General features: G+C 67.5%; 18 protein-coding genes. 14 read left to right on the forward strand and 4 right to left on the reverse strand.

The window, feature by feature from the left end:
• The first annotated feature begins 71 nt into the window (after positions 1–71).
• The 5 genes from QRM60_RS19395 (at position 72) to QRM60_RS19415 (ending at position 5,528) form a co-directional block, all read left to right on the forward strand.
• Positions 72–500: a hotdog fold thioesterase gene (locus QRM60_RS19395; RefSeq protein ID WP_011035435.1), complete on the forward strand. Its 429-nt coding sequence runs from the start codon at positions 72–74 to the stop codon at positions 498–500.
• 116 nt (positions 501–616) lie between these two features.
• Positions 617–1,420 (forward strand): 1-acyl-sn-glycerol-3-phosphate acyltransferase, encoded by an 804-nt coding sequence (locus QRM60_RS19400; RefSeq protein ID WP_019237116.1) that lies wholly within the window; start codon positions 617–619, stop codon positions 1,418–1,420.
• Positions 1,421–1,474: 54 nt separating this feature from the next.
• Positions 1,475–2,461 carry an alpha/beta fold hydrolase gene (locus QRM60_RS19405; protein ID WP_019237115.1) on the forward strand — a complete coding sequence of 329 codons (987 nt, stop codon included), beginning with the start codon at positions 1,475–1,477 and terminating at the stop codon, positions 2,459–2,461.
• Positions 2,462–2,518: 57 nt separating this feature from the next.
• On the forward strand, positions 2,519–4,591 hold the full coding sequence (locus tag QRM60_RS19410; protein WP_011035438.1) for a tetratricopeptide repeat protein: 2,073 nt from the start codon (positions 2,519–2,521) through the stop codon (positions 4,589–4,591).
• Between the two features lie 325 nt (positions 4,592–4,916).
• Entirely contained in the window at positions 4,917–5,528 is a 612-nt protein-coding gene (locus tag QRM60_RS19415) for a YbhB/YbcL family Raf kinase inhibitor-like protein (RefSeq protein ID WP_076037484.1), read from the forward strand.
• Positions 5,529–6,616: 1,088 nt separating this feature from the next.
• On the opposite strand, the gene QRM60_RS19420 is transcribed toward QRM60_RS19415, so the two are convergent.
• On the reverse strand, positions 6,617–7,438 hold the full coding sequence (locus QRM60_RS19420) for an META domain-containing protein (RefSeq protein ID WP_285446870.1): 822 nt from the start codon (positions 7,436–7,438) through the stop codon (positions 6,617–6,619).
• 90 nt (positions 7,439–7,528) lie between these two features.
• On the reverse strand, positions 7,529–8,320 hold the full coding sequence (locus QRM60_RS19425) for an undecaprenyl-diphosphate phosphatase (protein WP_011035441.1): 792 nt from the start codon (positions 8,318–8,320) through the stop codon (positions 7,529–7,531).
• A 222-nt stretch (positions 8,321–8,542) separates the two neighbouring features.
• Here QRM60_RS19425 and glnA point away from each other — a divergent pair, with 222 nt between their 5' ends.
• The 7 genes from glnA (at position 8,543) to QRM60_RS19460 (ending at position 17,237) form a co-directional block, all read left to right on the forward strand.
• Positions 8,543–9,952 (forward strand): type I glutamate--ammonia ligase, encoded by a 1,410-nt coding sequence (glnA, locus tag QRM60_RS19430; protein ID WP_012437000.1) that lies wholly within the window; start codon positions 8,543–8,545, stop codon positions 9,950–9,952.
• Positions 9,953–10,238: 286 nt separating this feature from the next.
• Positions 10,239–10,577 carry a P-II family nitrogen regulator gene (locus QRM60_RS19435; RefSeq protein ID WP_002808480.1) on the forward strand — a complete coding sequence of 113 codons (339 nt, stop codon included), beginning with the start codon at positions 10,239–10,241 and terminating at the stop codon, positions 10,575–10,577.
• Positions 10,578–10,599: 22 nt separating this feature from the next.
• On the forward strand, positions 10,600–12,042 hold the full coding sequence (locus QRM60_RS19440; RefSeq protein WP_274341417.1) for an ammonium transporter: 1,443 nt from the start codon (positions 10,600–10,602) through the stop codon (positions 12,040–12,042).
• A 264-nt stretch (positions 12,043–12,306) separates the two neighbouring features.
• Complete coding sequence (locus QRM60_RS19445) at positions 12,307–13,362, forward strand: ATP-binding protein (protein ID WP_014509462.1); 1,056 nt, start codon at positions 12,307–12,309, stop codon at positions 13,360–13,362.
• Positions 13,355–14,785 carry a nitrogen regulation protein NR(I) gene (ntrC, locus tag QRM60_RS19450; RefSeq protein WP_011035445.1) on the forward strand — a complete coding sequence of 477 codons (1,431 nt, stop codon included), beginning with the start codon at positions 13,355–13,357 and terminating at the stop codon, positions 14,783–14,785. The genes QRM60_RS19445 and ntrC overlap by 8 nt, the downstream gene beginning before the upstream one ends.
• A gap of 1,153 nt (positions 14,786–15,938) precedes the next feature.
• Positions 15,939–16,541 carry a superoxide dismutase family protein gene (locus QRM60_RS19455; RefSeq protein WP_070689325.1) on the forward strand — a complete coding sequence of 201 codons (603 nt, stop codon included), beginning with the start codon at positions 15,939–15,941 and terminating at the stop codon, positions 16,539–16,541.
• Between the two features lie 48 nt (positions 16,542–16,589).
• The gene (locus QRM60_RS19460; RefSeq protein WP_019237109.1) at positions 16,590–17,237 is read left to right on the forward strand and encodes a superoxide dismutase family protein; all 648 of its coding nucleotides are present in this window, start codon (positions 16,590–16,592) and stop codon (positions 17,235–17,237) included.
• Between the two features lie 538 nt (positions 17,238–17,775).
• On the opposite strand, the gene QRM60_RS19465 is transcribed toward QRM60_RS19460, so the two are convergent.
• Both QRM60_RS19465 and QRM60_RS19470 read right to left on the reverse strand, forming a co-directional pair.
• Entirely contained in the window at positions 17,776–18,213 is a 438-nt protein-coding gene (locus tag QRM60_RS19465; RefSeq protein ID WP_273675968.1) for a VOC family protein, read from the reverse strand.
• Positions 18,210–19,094 (reverse strand): hypothetical protein, encoded by an 885-nt coding sequence (locus QRM60_RS19470; RefSeq protein WP_016944700.1) that lies wholly within the window; start codon positions 19,092–19,094, stop codon positions 18,210–18,212. The genes QRM60_RS19465 and QRM60_RS19470 overlap by 4 nt, the downstream gene beginning before the upstream one ends.
• Positions 19,095–19,182: 88 nt before the next feature.
• Here QRM60_RS19470 and QRM60_RS19475 point away from each other — a divergent pair, with 88 nt between their 5' ends.
• Both QRM60_RS19475 and QRM60_RS19480 read left to right on the forward strand, forming a co-directional pair.
• Positions 19,183–20,478: an acetyl-CoA C-acetyltransferase gene (locus tag QRM60_RS19475; protein WP_011269465.1), complete on the forward strand. Its 1,296-nt coding sequence runs from the start codon at positions 19,183–19,185 to the stop codon at positions 20,476–20,478.
• Between the two features lie 121 nt (positions 20,479–20,599).
• Positions 20,600–21,142 (forward strand): hypothetical protein, encoded by a 543-nt coding sequence (locus tag QRM60_RS19480; protein WP_228437446.1) that lies wholly within the window; start codon positions 20,600–20,602, stop codon positions 21,140–21,142.
• The last annotated feature ends 26 nt before the right edge of the window (positions 21,143–21,168 follow it).

Consider the following 21,168-nt stretch of genomic DNA (forward strand, 5'->3'; position numbering starts at 1 on the left):
TCCCGATTCCCGATTCCCGATTCCCGATTCCCGATTCCCGATTCCCGATTCCCCAAACCGATCCCATGCCCATGCGCTTTCGTGAACCCGTCGACCTCGCTGCCCTCAACGCCTCCAGCCGCGACACCTTGATCGCGCAGTTGGGCATCGTGTTCACCGAAGCCGGCGACGACTGGTTGCGCGCCACCATGCCGGTGGATACGCGCACCAAGCAGCCGTATGGCCTGCTGCACGGCGGCGCCTCGGTGGTGCTGGCCGAAACCCTGGGCAGCAGTGCCGGCAACCTGTGCGTGGATATGACCACCCAGATGTGCGTGGGCCTGGAAATCAATGCCAACCACCTGCGTGCGGCCTATCAGGACGTGGTGATCGGCACCGCGCGCCCGGTGCACGTGGGCCGCAGCACCCATGTCTGGGACATCACCATCGACAACCCCGCCGGCAAACGGGTGTGTGTCTCGCGCCTGACCCTGGCGGTGGTGGCGCGCACCAATGGCTGAGCGCGCCCGGCGTGCGCATGGGTGGAACAGCGCCGCCCGCTCCCGGCACTGCGCGGCGGCCGTGCTGCTGTCACAATAGTGGCGCCTTCCTTCCCCGTTCCGGTCCTGTTCCTCGAATGAGCGAGTCATCCCTGCCCGCCACGCGCGATGCCGGCGGCGCGCTGCGTTGGTTCCGTTATCTGTATCGGGTGCCATTGCTGCTCGTGCACCTGACGGTCTGCCTGCCGATCACCATGCTGTGTGTCGTGGCGCCGCCGCTGGCGCGCATCCGCACCGGCCGCGACGACACCCTGGACGAGCGCATGATCCGCTGGTGGCAGGGCACGCTGATGCGCATCTTCGGGTTTCGCCTGCGCCGTTTCGGCACCCCGTTGCCTGGCGCCACCTTGTTCGTGGCCAATCACGTCAGCTGGGTCGACATCTCGATGCTGCACAGCCAGCGGGTGATGGGCTTTGTGGCCAAGCGCGAAATCGCCGGCTGGCCGCTGGTGGGCTGGCTGGCCACCAAGGGGCAGACCATCTTCCACCAGCGCGGCAACACCGAGTCGCTGGGCGGGGTGCTGCAGGAAATGCTGCTGCGCCTGCGCAGCGGCAAGCCGGTGGGTGTGTTCCCGGAAGGGCGCACCCGCGGCGGTACCGAGGTGGGCCCGTTCCATGCACGCATCTTCCAGGCGGCGGTCGAAGCCGGTGTGCCGGTGCAGCCGGTGGCGTTGCGCTATGGCGAGCGCGGCAGTGCACAGGCCGTTGTGGCGTTCGGCGAGCGCGAGAGTTTTTTCGCCAATATCGTGCGGCTGCTCGGTGAGCGCTCACGGCTGGCGGAAGTGCATTTTCTCGAGCCGATCGGCGCGCTGGATATCGACGGGCGGCGCCGTCTGGCCGACACCTCGCGCCAGCGCATTCTTGCCGCGATGGAGTCCTGAGGCGGCCATGCGCCTGCCGCTGCCAGCCGTCGCGCCAGCTGCGCCAACGCGCGCATGAACGCCTCCGACTACCAGCCGCCGCGCTGGCTGCGTAACCCGCACGTGCAATCGGTGCTTGGCAGCAGCGCATTGCGCCGCATCCGCAGCCGCCAGTTGCTGGCCGCCGCCGGCGCGCGCACCACCGAGCACATCCTCGATGGCGGCGACGGCGTGCGCTTGCAGGGCTGGATGAGCGTGCCGCCGGGCGATGCGCCGGTGCGTGGCACCGTATTGCTGCTGCATGGCTGGGAAGGCAGCGCCGAATCTAACTACATGCGGCTCACCGCCGCGCGCCTGCTCGGGCTCGGCTACCAGGTGTTCCGGCTGAACTTCCGCGACCACGGCGGCACCCACCACCTCAACGTGGACCTGTTCCATTCGGACCGGGTGGACGAAGTGGTCAACGCGGCCGCCGATCTGTGGCGGCGCTTTCCATCGCAGCAGCTGCTGGCGGCCGGCTATTCCCTGGGCGGCAATTTCGCGCTGCGGCTGGGCCTGCGCGCGCCGGCGGCGGGCCTGCCGCTGACGCGGGTGGCGGCGGTGTGCCCGCTGCTGGATCCGGCCGCGACCATGCAGGCGCTGGAAGATGGCCCGCAGTTCTACGACTGGTATTTCCGCCGCAAATGGCGTGAATCGCTGCTACGCAAGCGCAAGCTGTTCCCCGAACAACACGGCTACGACGACGCCACCTTGGCGCTGGACATGCGCGGCCTGATGGCGTGGCTGGCGGTGCAACACACCGGGCATGGCTCGCTGGAAGCGTATTTCGACAGTTATTCCATTGCCGGCGACCGCCTGGCCGGGCTGCAGGTGCCGGCCGATATCCTGATGGCCGAAGACGACCCGGTGATTCCGTTTGCCGATTTCGCCGGTTGGCAATTGCCGGCCCATGCGCACCTGGAAATCGCGCGCTGGGGCGGGCACTGCGGCTTCCTGGAAAATGCCCGCGGCGACGGCTTTGCCGAGCGCTGGGTGGCCGAACGCTTGAGCGGCATCGCCTAGGTCGGCAGCGCAGCGCGCATCGTTACAATAGCGGTTTGTCCTGGACACCCCGCCGCCATGCAAGACGCCATTCTCCAAGCCCTGCGCCGCAATGCAGCCGATGACGCCGTGGCGCTGGCCCGCGAGTGGGTGACCAGTGCACCGGACCTGTCGGCCGCGCACCGCTGGCTGGGGCTGTCGTTGCAGCAGCAGGGGCAGCCGGTGCTGGCGCTGGCCAGCATCGAGGCCGCGCTGGAACTCACCCCGGAAGACGCCGACCTGCACCTGTTGCGCGCCGGGCTGTTGCTGGCCGTGCGCGATGTGCCCGGTGCCGATGCCGCGCTGTCGCGCAGCACCACGCTAGACCCCAACCAGTTCAATGCCTACGTGATGCAGGCGCATCTGGCCGTGGCGCGTGGCGACCTGGACGAGGCCGAGCGGCTCAGCCGCACCGCCGCACGCCTGGCTCCGGAGCATCCGCAGTTGCTGGCGGTCGATGGCGTGGTGGAGATGCGCCGCGGCCAGAGCGATCGCGCGCTGTCGCTGCTGACGCGTGCGGCCGAGCAGCTGCCCGACGATGCGCGGGTGATGTTCGCGCTGGGTTTTGCGTATCTGCAGAAAGAACACTTTGCCTTTGCCGAGCGCGCGTTCGAGCGGGTGGTCGAATTGAATCCGCCGGGCACCGCATTGCGTGCCTTCATCGCCCAGCTGGCACAGCGCCAGGGCCGTCTGGACGATGCGCTGAGTGCAATGCAGGGCGTATTGGCCCAGCCCGGTGGCGACATCCCCGCGATGCGCCGGCTGGCCGGTGAGATGGAATTGCAGGCCGGCCGCCCGGACCAGGCGGTGGCGCACCTGCGCCTGGCGCTGGCCCATTGGCCGGCCGATCGTCGCACCCTGCACGCGCTGCTGAGCGCCTGGGAGCGGCTTGGTGCGGTGGACGATGCCCGCGACACCCTGGACGCGGCGCTGGCCACCTCCAGCAATGCGCACGACCTGTGGCTGGCGCGCCTGGCGGTGGAGCCGGTGGGCGGGCCGCAGGCGCAGGCGGTGATCGAGCGCTGGCTGCTGGGCATGCCCGAGCACCTGCCGGCGCTGGAGGCACTGATGCGCGTGCACGACATGCAAGGCCATGCCGACGAGGCAGAAATGGTGGCGCGGCAGATCGTGGCGGTGGAGCCGGGCCGCATCAGCGGCGAGCAGCGCATTGTCGAAGCCCTGCTGCAGCGCGACCCGCCGGCGGCGATCGCCTGTGTCGAATCCTTGATCGAATCGTTGCCCGCCCCGCAGCAGACCGTGCTGCGGCCGTGGCTGGGCAATGTGCAGGACCGCGCCGGCCAGCCCGACGCCGCGCTGGCCACCTGGATGCAGTTCCACCGCGAACAGGCCCAGCACCGCCTGCCGTTGCCGCCGCAGGCTGCCAAGCCGTCGATGCAGTGGCCACCGGTGGGCAGCATCCCGGACACGGTGAGCGCGCGCCCGCTGTTCGTCTGGGGCCCGCCCGGCTCGCATGTCGAACGCTTGATCGCGGTCATGGACGCCGCCACCCCGCTGGTGCGTGGCGACCGCTACGGCAACACGCCGCCGTCCGATGCGCTGCAGAGCTACCGCACCGTCGAGCAACTGGGCAATGGCGAGCTGGCGCCGCTGGCGTTGGTGGAAGGCTGGAAGGCGCAGCTGCCGCGCCGTGGCATCGACGACGGCAACGTCATCGACTGGCTGCTGTGGTGGGACAACACCTTGCTGACCGCGCTGCGCCCACACCTGCCCGAGGGCCGCCTGGCAATCGCGCTGCGTGACCCACGCGACATGTTGCTGGACTGGCTTTCGGCCGGCGCGCCCGCGCCGCTGGCGTTGCAGTCGCCACAGCAGGCCACCGACTGGCTGCTGACCATGCTGGAACAGGTGGCGGTGCTGCACGAACGCGACCTGTACCCGCATCGCATCATTCGCCTGGACGGCATCGAAAGCGACCCGCAGGGCATCTCGACCGCGCTGGAACAGGCATTCGGCCTGACCTTCCCGCTGATCGAACCACGTGGCCCGGCCCGCCTGGCCGCCGGCCGCTGGCGCGATTACCGCGGCGTGCTGGGCGCGCAATTCGACCTGCTCACCCTGATCGCGGTGCGCTTCGGGTACCCGCAGGACTGAGCGCGGCGGTGGGTCGGGCCTAGACTGGCTCCGCCTGCCGCCGCTCCGCGATGGATACGGCCGGGGCTGGACGAATAAGCGCCGGCCCCGGCACGCCAGGCACGCACCCCCGCTTTCGTAGGAGCGGCCTTGGCCGCGATGAAGCGTTACCGATAAAGCCCCTCGCGGCCAAGGCCGCTCCTACCGGATCATGGGCGCACTGAGATAACTCGGCCCTGGCCTGTCACACCCCACCCGGCTGCGCCACAGAAGGTTCCACCGCGATGGCTTTCGCTGCCGCGCCGAGCCAGGCACCCTGGTGACCCCGATTCCACGGAGACCCTGCATGCGTCTGACCAGCCACAGCATCGACAACGGCAAGCCGATCCCCACCGAGTTTGCCGCCGGCACGCCGGAGGGCTTCGCGCCCAACCGCAACCCGCACCTGGCCTGGAGCGAGGTGCCCGAAGGCACGCGCGGCTTCGCGCTGCTGTGCCTGGACCCGGATGTGCCCACCGTGCCGGAAACGGTGGGCCGCGACGATGTGCAGATCCCGGTGGATCAGCCACGCACCGATTTCGTGCATTGGGCCATGGCCGATATCCCCGCAAGCGTGCATGAGATTGCGGCCGGCAGCTGCAGCGATGGCTTTGTGGCCAAGGGCAAGCAGCAGCCGGCGGGCCCGGCCGGCGCGCGCCAGGGCCTGAATTCCTACACTCAGTGGTTTGCCGGCAATCCCGACATGGCCGGCAACTACTTGGGCTACGACGGCCCGTATCCGCCGTTCAACGATCTGCGCATGCACCGCTATTTCTTCCGGGTGTTCGCGCTGGACGTGGCGCAACTCGAACTGCCGACGCTGTTCACCGCCGCCGATGTGCTGGCAGCGATGCAGGGCCACGTATTGGCCGAGGCGGCGTTGCACGGCACCTATACGCTGAATCCTGCGCTGCGCTGAGGTGCCGCGGCAGCACTCGTAGTCACGGCGCTGCAACTCTGCTCGGCGGGCGCAAGCGGCGGCACGCGTCGCTTGGACGGCCCGTCGCCTTACGTAGGAGCGCGCTTGCGCGCGAGGGCATTCCCAGCAATGGTGCCGCGTTGAAATTGCGCAGCAGCGGCTATCTTGCTGGTTGGCTCCAGCAGCATCGGCGGGCAGTAGCCGATGCTGCTGCAAATGGCCATTACGTCAGCGGCGCGTGGCCCTGGATGACGTAGCAGTTCGCTTGGCGGAGCCCTCAGCCACGGCGCGTGATTGTGGCAACGCATCCTGGAAAAGCGTGCCACGCGAGGCACCGCGCAGCTCACCGCCCACATCGCAAGCTTTGTCAGCAATATCGCGAATACCCTCGCGCGCAAGCGCGCTCCTACCGAATCCTGCGCTGCGTTAAGCCACGGAAACAGTACTCCGAATCACGTGCAGCAACCCCTGCTCGGCGGCTGGAAGCGGTGGTCAGCATCGCACCCGCGCCGAGACGCAAGTTTCTTGGGTGGCCCGTCGCCTTCCGTAGGAGCGCGCTTGCGCGCGAGGGCATTCCCAGCAATGGTGCCGCGCGCAATCGCGCAGCAGCGGCCATCTTGTTGGTTGGCTCCGGCAGCATCGGCGGGCAATAGCCGATGCTGCTGCGAATAGCCCTTACGTCGGCGATGCGTGGCCCCTGGATGAAGTAGCAATTCGCTTAGCGGAGCCCTCAGCCACGGCGCGTGATCGTGGCAGGGCATCCATGGGAACCCCTACACGCGAATCTGCTGCGCAGCTCACCCCACATCGTGCGCATAGGCAGCAACCCCGTGAATGCCCTTCGCGCGCAAGCGCGCTCCTACGTCTTAGCCGCGATTCCAGCCGCTGTCTGCACGTATAACGATGCATCGCGTTTGTCCCCCCTAGCCGGGCAGCGTCACTCGCAGCAAGGTGCAAGGGCGCCGCGTATGCATCGGAATGCCTGCACGCAAAGCACCGCGCAGCTCGTCGCCACATCGCGCGCTTACGCAGCAACCCCGTGAATGCCCCTCGCGCGCAAGCGCGCTCCTACGTCTTAGCCACACGGCTCAGCCACGCGCTTCCAGCAGCTGCTCCAGCACATACACCGGCGCATCGCGTTCGCCGCTGGCCGGATAGCGCGTCACGCGCAGCAAGGTGCGAATGCCGGGTTCGTAGGTGAAGCCCTCGATTGGCTGATCGAGCGGTTGCCAGCCATCGGCGCTGTCCTGCAGCACCGCCTGCGTCGCCTGTAAGTGCTCGCGCACCTGCAGGCACTGGCGGGTGGGCTCTGTGATGCAGGGCGTGGTGTCGCTGGCTACCTCGAGCCACACGGTTTGCCCGGGCCCACCGAAGCGGGCGTCGGCGGTGGGCTGGCCGGTGAATTCCAGGCGTGTGCCGTCGGTGCGGGTCAGGCGCAGGGTCGGCAGGGGGGCTGCGCTGTCCAGCGCCACCGCAAAGCGTCCTGAGAGCAAGTCGCTTGCGGCGCGTTCCTGTGCCATCCGCCGCGATTGCGCGCACAGCCGTTTGCTCGACACTACCCGGCCGATCTGCAGGTGCGCGGCTTCCACGGTGTACGCCGCGCCGAGCGCATTGCAGGTCTGGCTGACCTGCAGGCGTTGTGCGGTGAAGTCCAGCTGCAGCGGTGGCATGCCAGCGACAAACAGGCTGCGCAGGGCAGTGCCGTGCGCATCGTAGGCATGTTGCAGCCGCCAGTGATGGGTCTGCAGGTCAGCGCGCAGCGCTGCGTCCTGGGAAGAGCGTTCGGGCATCGCGGTTGCGGCAGGAGTCGCTGACGCTGACCCACCCGCAGGCGCGGTAGGTGGCACGTCGCGCCCGCAGGCAGTTGCACCGATGGCCAGCAGGGCTGGCGCTAGTAACACGGCACGCATCGATGGCTCCCGGGCGGCGGACCCGCTCAGTGATACCGCCAGCGGGCTGCCGGGGCAATGACGGCCGTCACTGCCCCGGCATTGGCCGGCTCAGGCGGCCGGCAACCAAAGCAGCAGCGCGGCGCCGAGCAGGATGCGGTACACCGCAAACACCGTGAAGCGGTGCTTCTTGATGTAGCCCAGCAGCCACTTCACCACCACGAAACCGGTGAGGGTGGCTGCGATGAACGCCACCGACACATCGGTCCAGTTCTCGCTGCCGAAGCCGCCTTCCTTGTACATCTCCAGCAGCGCGTAACCGCTGGCCGCGAACATGGTGGGAATGCCCACCATGAACACGAAATCCGCCGCCGCCGAGCGCTTGCTCAGGCCCAGCAGCATGGCCAGGAAGATCGCCGAGGCCGAGCGCGAAGTGCCCGGAAACACACCGGCCACCACCTGCGCCAGGCCAACCGCGATCGCGACCTTCCAGGTGACCACGTCGCGCTCGGGCAACTTGCCGGCAAAGTGTTCGGCCACCAGCATCCACACGCCGCCGATCAACAGCGCCCAGGCCACCGGCTGGATGGTTTCCGGCAATTGCCAGCCGGCTTTGCGCACGATCAGGCCGACCACCGCCGTGACCAGGAAGGCCACGCCGATCTTGAGCACGTAGTCGCGATTGGCGCGCTCGCCCAGGCCGGTGGCCAAGGTCCACAGCTTTTGCCGCAGCGCCAGGCAGATCGCCAGGATCGCGCCGGCCTGGATGACGATATTGAAGAAATCCGAGCGGCGTCCGAGCCATTGTTCGGCGATCAGCAGGTGGCCGGTGCTGGAGATCGGCAGAAATTCGGTGAGGCCTTCGAGAATGCCCAGCAACAGGGCGGAGATGAGGTCGGACATCGGGCGGGAGAGGAGTGCGGGGGAGGCGAAAGGATAGTGCATTGCGGCATGCACCATTTCGGTGCACGATGGATTCGATTAGCACCAAGATGGTGTTGAGCTTGGTTGAGCGATCTCGACTGAGGTCAGCAAAATCAACAACTTGTGAAGCGGCGCAGCTTGGCATGGTCCCTGCTGTAATACCGCCCACGAGCCACTTAACTCCTGCCGAGGTTTCTTCCGATGTCCGTGGAAAATGTTGAAAAGCTGATCAAGGACAACAAGGTCGAGTTTGTCGACCTGCGCTTCGTCGATATGCGTGGCGTGCAGCAGCACATCACCTTTCCGGCCAGCATCATCGAGCCGGCGTTGTTCGAAGAAGGCAAGATGTTCGACGGCAGCTCCATCGCGGGTTGGAAGGGCATCAACGAGTCGGACATGGTCCTGCTCCCGGACGCGGGCACCGCTTACCTGGATCCGTTCTTCGCCGATCCGACCATCGTGCTGACCTGCGACATCCTCGACCCGGCCACCATGCAGAGCTACGAGCGCGATCCGCGCGGCATTGCAAAGCGTGCCGAGGCCTATCTGAAGTCCTCCGGCACCGCCGACCAGGCGTTCTTCGGCCCGGAGCCGGAATTCTTCATCTTCGATTCGGTGCGCTTCGCCAATGACATGGGCCACACCTTCTTCCAGGTGGGTTCGGAAGAGGCGGCCTGGAACACCGGCGCCAAGTACGACGGCGGCAACAGCGGCTACCGTCCAGGCGTGAAGGGTGGCTACTTCCCGGTGCCGCCGACCGACACCCTGCACGACCTGCGTGCGGAAATGATCAAGACCCTGGAGCAGGTCGGCATCGAGACCGAGGTGCACCACCACGAGGTGGCGACCGCCGGCCAGTGCGAGATCGGCACCAAGTTCAGCTCGCTGGTGCAAAAAGCCGACGAACTGCTGACGATGAAGTACATCATCAAGAACGTGGCCTACCGCAACGGCAAGACCGCCACCTTCATGCCGAAGCCGATCGTCGGCGACAACGGCTCGGGCATGCACGTGCACCAGTCGCTGACCAAGGGTGGCGTGAACCTGTTCTCCGGCGACGGCTACGGCGGCCTGTCGCAGATGGCGCTGTGGTACATCGGCGGCATCTTCAAGCACGCCCGCGCTATCAATGCCTTCGCCAACTCCGGCACCAACAGCTACAAGCGTCTGGTCCCCGGTTACGAAGCGCCGGTGATGCTGGCCTATTCGGCGCGTAACCGCTCGGCCTCGTGCCGCATTCCGTGGGTGACCAACCCGAAGGCGCGCCGCATCGAAATGCGCTTCCCTGATCCGTTGCAGTCCGGCTACCTGACCTTCACCGCGCTGATGATGGCCGGCCTGGACGGCATCAAGAACCAGATCGACCCAGGCGCGCCCAGCGACAAGGACCTGTACGACCTGCCGCCGGAAGAAGAGAAGCTGATCCCGCAGGTCTGCTCCAGCCTGGACCAGGCCCTGGAAGCGCTGGACCAGGACCGTGAGTTCCTCAAGGCCGGTGGCGTGATGAGCGACGACTTCATCGACGGCTACATCGCGCTGAAGATGCAGGAAGTCACCAAGTTCCGCGCCGCAACGCATCCGCTGGAGTACCAGCTGTACTACGGCAACTGAGTTCCACCGCGGTGATGGCGGAGGCCCCCCTCCCACCTCCGCCATCGCCGCACATGTTCGAGGGCCCATGGCAGGTGCCGTGGGCCGCTAGGGGACGAGAGAGTACACAGCACGCGGTGCGCGGGCCTGACCTCTCCCACGAGGCGGATGCATGGCATCCGCTGGGGTCTGCGCCACCGTGTGACGATTCATCAGGAATCGGGGATGCCGGGGTTGGCATCCAGGTGAATGACACCGCCGGTCGGCGCAATGCCGGCCGGTTCTTTCCACCATTCGGGGTATGCGCATGAAATTGATCACCGCCATCATCCGGCCGTTCAAGCTCGACGAGGTCCGCGAGGCCCTGTCCGCAGCTGGCGTGTCGGGTATCACCGTTACCGAGGTCAAGGGCTTCGGCCGGCAGAAGGGCCATACCGAGTTGTACCGCGGCGCCGAGTACGTCGTGGATTTCCTGCCCAAGATCAAGATCGAGACGGTGGTGACCGACGACCGGCTGGATGCGGTGGTCGAGGCCATCCAGAACGCCGCCGGCACCGGCAAGATCGGCGACGGCAAAATCTTCGTGACCGCGATCGAGCAAGTCGTGCGTATCCGCACCGGCGAGATCGGCGCCGATGCGCTCTGACCCCACCCACCCCGGAGTCCCTATGAAGACAGGTCTTGTTGCCGGGTGGAAAGCCCGGTTCTACAGCGTCTGCATGCTGATGCTGTTCAGTGCGCTGGTGGTTGGCGGCTTGGGCAACGCGCAGGCTCAGTCCGGCGCGCAGGTCACCCCATTGCCGACCGAGCCGGTCACCACCGAACCGCTCCCCAGCGCACAGCCGGCCGCCGCGCCGGTTGCGGCGGCCGAGGCGGCGCCGGTGGTGGAGAAGGGCGATGTCGCCTGGATGCTGACTTCCACGTTGCTGGTGCTGCTGATGGTGGTGCCGGGCCTGGCGCTGTTCTACGGCGGCATGGTGCGCGCCAAGAACGTGTTGTCGGTGCTGATCCAGGTGGCGGTGGTGTTCTCGCTGCTGGTGGTGCTGTGGGTGTTCTACGGCTACAGCCTGGCGTTCTCCGGCGAAGGCGCGTGGATCGGCAATCTGGACAAGGCCTTGCTCAAGGGCGTGACCATCGAGACCTTGTCGGCCACCTTCACCAAGGGCGTCAGCCTGCCGGAATACGTGTTCGTGGCGTTCCAGGCCACCTTCGCCGGCATCACCGGTGCGCTGATCGTCGGTGCGTTTGCCGAACGCGCCAAGTTCGCGGCGGTGCTGCTGTTCTCGGTGATCTGGTTCACCTTCGGCTACCTGCCGCTGGCGCACATGGTCTGGGCCACGGGCGGCTATCTGTTCGGCTTGGGCGCGCTGGATTTCGCCGGCGGCACGGTGGTGCACATCAACGCCGGTATCGCCGGTCTGGTGGGCGCCTACTTCGTGGGCAAGCGGGCCGGGCTCGGGCGTGAGGCGATCAAGCCGCACAACGTGACCCTGACCTTCGTCGGTGCGTCGCTGCTGTGGGTGGGCTGGTTCGGCTTCAACGCCGGTTCCAACCTGGAAGCCAATGCCGGTGCGGCGCTGGCCTTCCTCAACACCTTGCTGGCCACCGCAGCCGCGGTCCTGGGCTGGTCGCTCACCGAGAAGATCATCAAGGGCAAGTCCTCCGCCCTGGGCGTGGCCTCGGGCATGGTCGCCGGCCTGGTCGGCATCACGCCGGCCTGCGGCACGGTGGGCCCGTTCGGCGCGATCATCATTGGCCTGGCGGCCGGCGTGCTTTGCGTGTGGGGCGTCACCGGCCTCAAGCGCCTGCTTGGTGCCGACGACAGCCTGGACGTGTTCGGCGTGCATGGCCTGGGCGGCATCATCGGCGCGATCCTCACCGGCGTGTTCTCGGCGGCCTCGCTGGGCGGCCAGAAGGGCGGCGACTACGACATGCTGCATCAGGTCGGCATCCAGGCGCTGGGCGTGGGCATTACAGTGGGCTGGATCGGCGTGGTGTCGGTGGTGGGCTTTGTGGTTGCCAAGCTGGTGTTCGGCCTGCGCGTCACCGAAGAAGCCGAGCGTGAGGGGTTGGACATCACCTCGCACGGCGAAGCTGCCTACGAGTCCTGAGCATGACTGCCCGCGGCCAGCATGCCGCGGGCTGCACGACGACCCGGCCGGAAGTGCCCGCGCCGGGTCTGCTGCCCCCGGCCCGGCACCAAGCGCCGGGCCACGTTGCCGAGGTGCCTGCATGACCCGCCCCACGCCCCTCAGTCCCGAGTGGTTGCGCGCTGGCCCGCTGCACGTCCTCGCCCCAGTTCCCTCATCTCCGGGTATTGCCCCGTCGGCAGCTGTCCTGCGCCGGCCGGGCGGTGCTTGCACTAAATTGGTGCAATGCTGATGTCGTCATCCACGCCTTCCCTCGACAGCCTTGGTACGCCGGTGGCCTGGGCCGACCGCGACGGGCGCGTGCTGGGGGTCAATCCCGCGTTCGCGCGCTGGCTCGGCGTGAGTGCGCGCCGGTTGGTGGACCAGCCGCTGGCCGCGTTGGAAGTGCAGGGCGACGCGCTGGCGCGCTTTCTGCTCAACGACGAGCGCGACATCCTGCGGCTGCACCGGCTGGCGCTGGGCCTGCCCAACGACGCGCCGCGCTTTGCCGAAGGCTGGCTGTCGCGGCTGGACGACGGCGGCTGGCTGCTGGAAACCCATCCGGTCGACGAATTCCCCGCGCTGGACCCCACCCACGCGTTGCCCAACGCATTGAGCGCGGCGCTGAAGGGCCTGGCCCACGAGCTGCGCAACCCGCTGGCCGGGCTCAAGGGTGCCGCCCAGTTGCTGGCGCGCCGCGCTGCCGGGCGCGACGAGGACGAGCGCGAGCTGATCGAGTTGATCGGCACCGAAATCGAGCGCCTCAACACCCTGCTCGAACGCCTGCTTTCACCCTCACCCTTACGCCCGCACGAGCGCCTCAACATCCATGTGGTGCTCGAACGCGTGCTTCGCCTGGCCGAGGCCGAAGGCGGCTGGTCGGTGCAGGTGCAGCGTGATTACGACCCCAGCATCCCCGACATCCTCGGCGACGTGGACCGGCTCACCCAGGCGGTGTGGAACCTGGTGCGCAACGCCTTCCAGGCCGGCGCCACCCGGGTGACGCTGCGCACCCGCGTCGAGCATGGCCAGCGCATCCGCGACCGCGTGCACGCCATGTCGCTGCGGCTGGAAATCATCGACGACGGCGGCGGCGTGCCCGAAGAACTGGCCGAGCACCTGTTCTTGCCGCTGGTCAGCGGCCGCGCCGAAGGCAGCGGGTTGGGCCTGGCGCTGGCGCAGCAGGTCTCGCGCGAACACCACGGCACGCTGACCTACCGCTCGCGGCCGGGCCATACCGTTTTCACCCTGCTGCTGCCCGAGCTGGCCGGCGATCACGACAAGGAGCATCTGCATGGCTGAGGCCGCCGCCGTATCCCACCGCATCTGGGTGGTCGACGACGACCGTTCGGTCCGCTTCGTGTTGTCCACCGCCTTGCGCGATGCCGGCTACGCGGTGGACGGTTTCGACAGCGCCGCCGCCGCGCTGCAGGCGCTGGCAATGCGGCCTACGCCGGACCTGCTGTTCACCGACGTGCGCATGCCGGGCGAAGACGGCCTGACCCTGCTCGACAAGCTCAAGTCCAAGCACCCGCAGCTGCCGGTCATCGTGATGTCGGCCTACACCGATGTCGCCAGCACCGCCGGTGCCTTTCGTGGCGGCGCGCACGAATTCCTGTCCAAGCCGTTCGACCTGGACGATGCAGTGGCGCTGGCCGCGCGTGCACTGCCCGATGCCGATGCGGCGGTTGAAGACACCCTCGGCACGCCCGTGGCCGAAGGCTCGGCCGCGCTGATCGGCGACACCCCGGCGATGCAGGCGTTGTTCCGTGCAATCGGCCGGCTGGCGCAGGCGCCGTTGTCGGTGCTGATCAATGGCGAAACCGGCACCGGCAAGGAGCTGGTAGCGCGCGCGCTGCACAACGAATCGCCGCGTTCGCGCAAACCGTTCGTTGCGCTCAACACTGCCGCCATTCCGGCCGAGCTGCTGGAAAGCGAGTTGTTCGGCCACGAAACCGGCGCCTTCACCGGCGCCACCAAGCGGCATATTGGCCGCTTCGAACAGGCCGACGGCGGCACGCTGTTTCTGGATGAAATCGGCGACATGCCGCTGCCGCTGCAAACCCGATTGCTGCGCGTGCTGGCCGAGAACGAATTCTTCCGCGTCGGTGGGCGCGAGCTGATCCGCGTGGATGTACGCGTGATCGCCGCCACCCACCAGGACCTGGAAGCCCTGGTCGAACAGGGCCGCTTCCGCGCCGACCTGCTGCACCGCCTGGACGTGGTGCGGCTGCAGCTGCCACCGCTGCGCGAACGCCGCGGCGACATCGCACAGCTGGCGGAAAACTTCCTGGCCATGGCCGGGCGCAAGCTCGACATGCTGCCCAAGCGCTTGTCGTCTGCTGCGTTGGAGGCGCTACGTCAGTACGACTGGCCCGGCAACGTGCGCGAACTGGAAAACGTGTGCTGGCGCCTGGCCGCCTTGGCCACCGCAGACACCATCGATGTGGTGGATGTCGATGCCGCACTCGCGCGCGGCGGGCGCCGCGTGCGCGCCGGACGCAGCGATGGGCAATGGGACGAGATGCTCTCCAGCTGGGCGGCGCAGCGCCTGAGCGAAGGTGCGCAGGGCCTGCACGCCGAAGCCCGCGAGCGCCTGGACAAAACCCTGCTCGAAGCCGCACTGCAACTCACCCAGGGCCGCCGCGCCGAAGCCGCCGCCCGCCTGGGCCTGGGCCGCAACACCGTGACCCGCAAGCTGGGGCCGGGGCGCAAGCGGCGCTGAGGTGCGTCGCGCGCTTCGTGGGTGTGCGGCGTGGTGCTGTTGCTGTGATGCCCGCAAGTCCTCGTGTCCTGGCGTATGTGTCTCCGCACGTCCATCCGCCAGCAGGGCGTGCGGATTGCGCGGTTGGAGCAGGAGGTTCTCATCGCTCACGCGAACCTGCTGTGCGCCATTGAGTGTCCGGCTCATCAACGGCGCGCACACAACAACGCCACGGCCAAGCAGGCCAGGTGCTGCATCAATCTGCGCAGAGGGGAAGCCCCGCGTGCTGCAGCGACTTGCGGCGTGCGCCAGCAGGCGCTAGACGCGCGAGGCATGCAGTCGTATCGGGCTAGTGCGCGTGCGGCATTCGCGTTGAATCCGCGGTGGGAAGTCCCGCCCGCTGATCGTACGCGCGCGCGACATCGGCAGCGGCAACCACGTAAGCATCATGTCACTTGCGCGCGTTGCAGCTGTTTGCGGCGCGCCCCAGCAGTCGCTAGACGCGCTGCGCCTATAGTCGTATCTGGCTAACGCGAGTCAGACGCTCGCATTGATTGCGCCTTGAGAAGCCCAACCCACTGATCGTACGGGCGCTGGACATGGCGGCGAAAGGCAGTCGGTGCGCCCTGGAATTGCGCATCTGCAGATGAGTGGGTTGTCAGTCGATCACGCTGCAGCTGCACTGCTCAAAACGCTGGAAATCGCAGCCTGCGTACAACCCGCGCACGCCGCTTGCCCGTAGCGCGGTGCTGCACCGGTTTCTCGCATGACGCGCGCATGTCAGCACCTGATGGGCGCGGTGCGCGATGCGCTTGGGGCTATCCCGCTGGCCCATTGGCCGCCGACGCCGGCGAGGCGGCCTTCCATGCCAAGGCCTTACAGCGCTTCGATGCGCTGGCGCAGGCACGCGATGTGGCACTGCCGCCGTGTGTGTCGATTGCGTGGTCACGGCGCTTCGGGTTGCACCAATCCCTGCTGCCTGCAGAACCGATGCCGCGCGCACGCTACATCACGAGCTGCCCGTCGCGCGTTCGTCAGTCAACACCGGCGCCCCCGTCATCGGTGACTCCATCCGCGTCCGTCACCCGTACACTGCCGGCCTGCCGCACGGCGCATTTCATGACACGTGAACATGCGCCCGCATAGGTTTCAGCCTGATCAGGAGAACAGCTCGATGCGTTACCGGTCGTCCACCGTCGTTGCCCTTACCGCTTTGGCACTGGCTGCCTGCAGCAGCACGCCACCTGCGCCACCGACGCCGCCGCCGGTGCCTGCGCGGGTGGTTCCCGTGCGCGCGGTGCAGCAGGCCGAAGCGCCGCTGGCATCGGCCTCGGGCAGCCTGGTGAGTGGCCGGGTGGTGTTGGTGCCCGCGCTGCGCGGCATTCGCCTCACCGGCACCGTCGGTGGTCTGCGGCCCGGTGCGGTCGCCGGCTTCCATGTGCATGAGCGTGGCGATTGCAGCGCGGCCGATGCCAGCAGCGCAGGTGGGCATTTCAATCCCACCGGCGCAGCGCACGGCCGTGCCGGCAACGGTACCCACCATCTGGGCGACATGGACAATCTGCGCGCCGACGCAGAAGGCGTGGCGCATCTGGACATGATCCTGAGCGATATCACCCTGGGCGACGCCGCGCCCAGCGACGTGCTCGGCAAGGCGCTGATCGTGCATGCCGATGCCGACGACTACCGCAGCCAGCCCAGCGGCAACGCCGGTGCGCGGCTGGCCTGTGGCGTCATCCGTGCCACCAAGTGGCAGACACCGCCTTCGCAGCCCTGAGCCGTGGGCACCCATGCCGCCCCCGCGGCGTCTTTTGAGGAGTGATTCATGCGTATTCTTCCCACCACCCTGTTCCTGGCCACCGCGCTGGTCTTGACGGCCTGCAAACGCGACGAGCCCGCCCCGGCCGAACCGGCGCCCGCCCCGCAGGCCGGCACCCCGGCCGAAGCCGCTCACGGCGGCGAGCATGCCGCCTCGATGGTCACCGAAGCGGCGGCCACCACCACGGCCACCGCCGAGCTCAAACCGACCAAGGGCAATGAGGTCAAGGGCACAGTCACCTTCAAGACCGTGGACGGTGCGCTGCGGGTCACCGGCCAACTGAGCGGGCTCAAGCCCAACAGCGAGCACGGCTTCCACATTCATGAAAAGGGCGATTGCAGTGCGCCGGACGGCAGCAGCGCCGGCGGCCATTTCAACCCGGCCCAGACCGACCACGGTATGGTCGGCGCCGACCCGCATCACGGTGGCGACATGCCCAACATCAAGGCCGATGCGCAGGGCAATGCCAGCATCGACGGCCCGGTGGCGAGCAACGTCAACCTGGGCAAGGCCGACCAGTCCGACATCGCCGGCCACGCCGTGATCGTCCACGCCGACCCGGACGACTACAAGACCCAGCCCACCGGCAACGCCGGCGGCCGCCTGGCCTGCGGCGTGATCACCACCGACAACGCGCCCGCACCGACCAAGTAATGGTCAATGGTCACGCCGCGGTGGATGCCACGGCGTGACCACACAGCGATGCCCACAGAACACGTAGCACCGTAGGAGCGCGCTTGCGCGCGATGAAGCTTTTACCAGGGAAGCAGCTTCACCGATAACGCCTCATCGCGCGCAAGCGCGCTCCTACCAGTGTCTTGGCGGCTCACGAGCCGACGGCGGCGATCACTCAGCAACCTGCGCATCACCAGGGCGACCGCTTGCTATCGCACACCCTGGGTGCAACGCGATGCTTACAGAACACGCAGCACCGTAGGAGCGCGCTCGCGCGCGATGAAGCTTTACCGAAGACGCGGCCTCACCGATAACGCCCCGTCGCGCGCAAGCGCGCTCCTACGCGTGCAATGTTGACTCGCGCGCTGAGCACCGAGATGTATTCAAGCGGCTGGTGCGTAACGTGACTGCCGCCTGCTCACCAAGCCAGTTGAATCGGTCTGATGACGCGCGTTCTTGATCCCATGCGCAGCACACAGCACGCCGCGATACGCGCACCTCACCAATAAAAAACGCCTCAATAATTAGGCCAAAGCCCCGGCGTCGCCAATTCGACCAGATGGTCGTCGGGATCGCGGAAATACACGCTCTGGCCACCGCCCGGCCACTGCGTGCGGCCTTCGATGGCGACATCGCACGCGTGCAAATGCGCTTCCCAGGCCGCCAGCGACTCGGTGGCGATCGCCAACGCGTAATGGGTGTGCCCGTGGCCGTCGTGCGGCGGAATGGTGCCGCCGGGCAAACGGACGGTGGTGGTCGTGCTGCCTTGCACGAACAGCAGCAACACCTGCGCAGGCGCAATTGCATAGGCGGCCATGCGTGCATCGCGGTGCATCGGCTGCAAGCCCAGCACCTGCGCATAGAACGCACATGCGCGGTCGAGATCGGCCACGTACACGCCGGTCTCCAGCATCCCGCGCAGGGCGGGTGCGGTGGAGGCCGGCGCCGAGGTCATGCGGCCAGCGCCTGCCGCGGATCCTGGCCAGGCTCCACATGCACGTACAGCACCGGCAAGCCATGGGCTTCCAGCACGGCAGCCATCTGCCGCTGACGGGCAAGGTATTGCTCATAAACGCCGCGCAGGCGTTCGCAATTTTCGCGTTCGTGCGCGTAGTGGTCGCACCAGCCAGCGGGGTCGAACAGGGCAATGCGCACTTCGCCGCCGACATAGCGCAGCACCGGCTCGGGCGCCTGATCCAGCCACTCTTCGGTCTGCGGGGCGAGCAGCGCGGCTTCGATCAGCGGCCACAGCGGCGCCAGGCCCTGGTTGTCGTACTGCATCGACATCATCGCCGCCAGGTCGTGCCCGGTGAGATAACGCGCGTGCTCGATGCGCGCACCGAAGCTTTCCTGTGCCAGCAACGCGGTATCGGCCTGGGCCATGCCCTGCGCCAGCAGCACTTCTTCCATGGCATCGGCCACGGTCGCCAGCGTCTGCGGATCACCGGAGAACAGGAACGGCAGCACCCGCAGGCCGCCGCCGGTGAGCTGCGCATCGGCCTGGAATGGCAGCGGAATCTCGCCCTGCGCATCGGCACCGAATGCCAGCACGCGCGGGCCTTCATCGCGGCCCGGGGCGCGTGCATGCAGTTCTTCCAGGCGGCGGTGCAGCGGCCAGCCCGGCCGCAGCACTTCGGCGGGATCGAAATGTGCCATCGCCACGCTGAGCTCCAGCGCGCGCACTTCGGGAATCCACTGGGCCAGGTCGCGGCCGATGCGCTCGGCCAGCATGCCGGCCTGCGCGGGCGCCAGCGCCCCACGCGTGGGGGCGGTCCCGCCCGTCAGTTCCAGCGCCAGGACACCCATGGCGGTCATGCCGTGTTCGGTCGTACTCATGATTCGCGGTTGGCCCATCACAGGGTCGAAGCTACACTGCGGCCATTATGCCTGCCGGCCCTGTGCAGGCCATGTCCCCGAGTCCCTCATGCAAGGTCAGCCGATGCCCGCAGCCCGTCCCGTCGCCATCCTGGGCGGCGTTCGTATCCCGTTCTGTCGCCAGAACACCGCATACGCGGACGTGGGCAACCTGGGCATGTCGGTGCGCACGCTGGGCGCGCTGGTCGAACGCTTCGGGCTGCATGGCCAGCAATTGGGCGAGGTGGCGATGGGGGCGGTGATCAAGCATTCCTCCGACTGGAACCTGGCCCGCGAAGCCGCGCTGTCGTCGGGCCTGTCGCCGCTGACGCCGGGCATCACCCTGCAGCGCGCCTGTGGCACCAGCCTGGATTCGGTAATCACCATCGCCAACAAGATCGCGCTGGGGCAGATCGACTCGGGCATCGGCGGCGGCTCGGACACCACCTCCGAGGTGCCGATCGTCTACGGCAAGAAGCTGCGGGCGCGCCTGCTGGCCGCCAACCGCGCCAAGGCGACCGGCGACAAGCTCAAGGCACTGCTGCGCGGTTTCAAGCTCGGCGAGCTCAAGCCCGAGTTCCCCGGCGTGGCCGAGCCGCGCACCGGCAAGAGCATGGGCGAACACTGCGAAGACATGGCCAAGGAATGGAACATCTCGCGTGATTCGCAGGACGAATGGGCAGTGGCTTCGCACCACAAGTTGGCGGCCGCGTATGAGCGCGGGTTTTTCGATTCGCTGATTGCCCCGTTCCGTGGCGTGTCGCGCGACAACATCCTGCGCGCCGACACCTCGCTGGAAAAGCTGGCCACGTTGCGCCCGGCGTTCGACAAGACCTCCGGCCGCGGCACGCTCACCGCCGCCAATTCCACCCCGCTCACCGATGGCGCCGCCGCGGTGCTGTTGTCCAGCGAAGCCTGGGCGCTGGCCCACGGCCACACGCCGATGGCCTACCTGCGTGATGCACAGGTCTCGGCGGTGGATTTCGTGCATGGCGAGGGCCTGTTGATGGCACCCACGGTTGCGGTGCCGCAGATGCTGGCCCGGCACGGGCTGACCTTGCAGGACTTCGACATCTACGAAATCCACGAAGCCTTCGCCGCGCAGGTGCTGTGCACGCTGCGCGCCTGGGAGAGCGAGGATTACTGCCGCAATCGCCTGGGACTGGACGCGCCGCTGGGCCGCATCGACCCGGACAAGATCAACCCGCTGGGCTCCTCGCTAGCCACCGGTCACCCGTTCGCCGCGACCGGCGCACGCGTGGTGGCCACCGCAGCCAAGCAGCTGGAAGAACGCGGCGGCGGACGTGCCCTGATTTCGATCTGCACCGCCGGCGGCATGGGCGTGGTGGCGATCGTGGAACGCTGACGCTGCTGCGCAGCGTGGGATTGGGCATTCGGGATTGGGGATTGGCAAAAGCAGACGCGGACTCCTGATTTTACGAATCCCAATTCCCAATCTCCAATCCCAAACCTGCAAGGACGCATGGATGTCGACTGACGAGTTCCGCGAGCCACCCAGCGTGTACCTGCCGCCGGCGAACGGCGATGTGTGGCGCGAGGGCGACGTGCTGGTGTGTACGGCGGGCGCCAATCTGCCGCCACGGTGCGTCAAGTGCAACGCGCCGGCCGACATGCCGCCACGCCGCTACATCTTTCATTGGCACCATCCGGTGATCTACGCGGCGCTGCTGCTGGGCGTGCTGCCGTACGTGATCCTGGCCATCGCGCTACGCAAGCGCAGCGCGCACGTGCTTACCCTGTGCGCGCAACACGAGCGCCGCCGCGTGCGTTATGTCGCGGTGGCGATGGCATCGGTGTTGGCGTTGCTGGTGTGCGGGCTCTCGATCGATAGCCAGTTCCGGTGGCTGATCGGTGCCGGCGTGATGGCGGTGATGCTGTTGATCGGCCGCCTGGGGTCGCGCGTGTTGTCGCCGACGCAGGTCGACCACGTGCAGGCACGGTATCTGGGTGCCGGCGATGCATTCCTGAGCGATCTGCCATCACCGCCGCAGGCAAAGCGCCAGCGTTGATGCAACGTGGCGCAGCCGTGGCGTGC

Origin of the sequence: Xanthomonas sp. fls2-241-TYG-148 (assembly GCF_030208815.1) — a bacterium.
Classification (GTDB): Bacteria; Pseudomonadota; Gammaproteobacteria; order Xanthomonadales; family Xanthomonadaceae; genus Xanthomonas; species Xanthomonas campestris.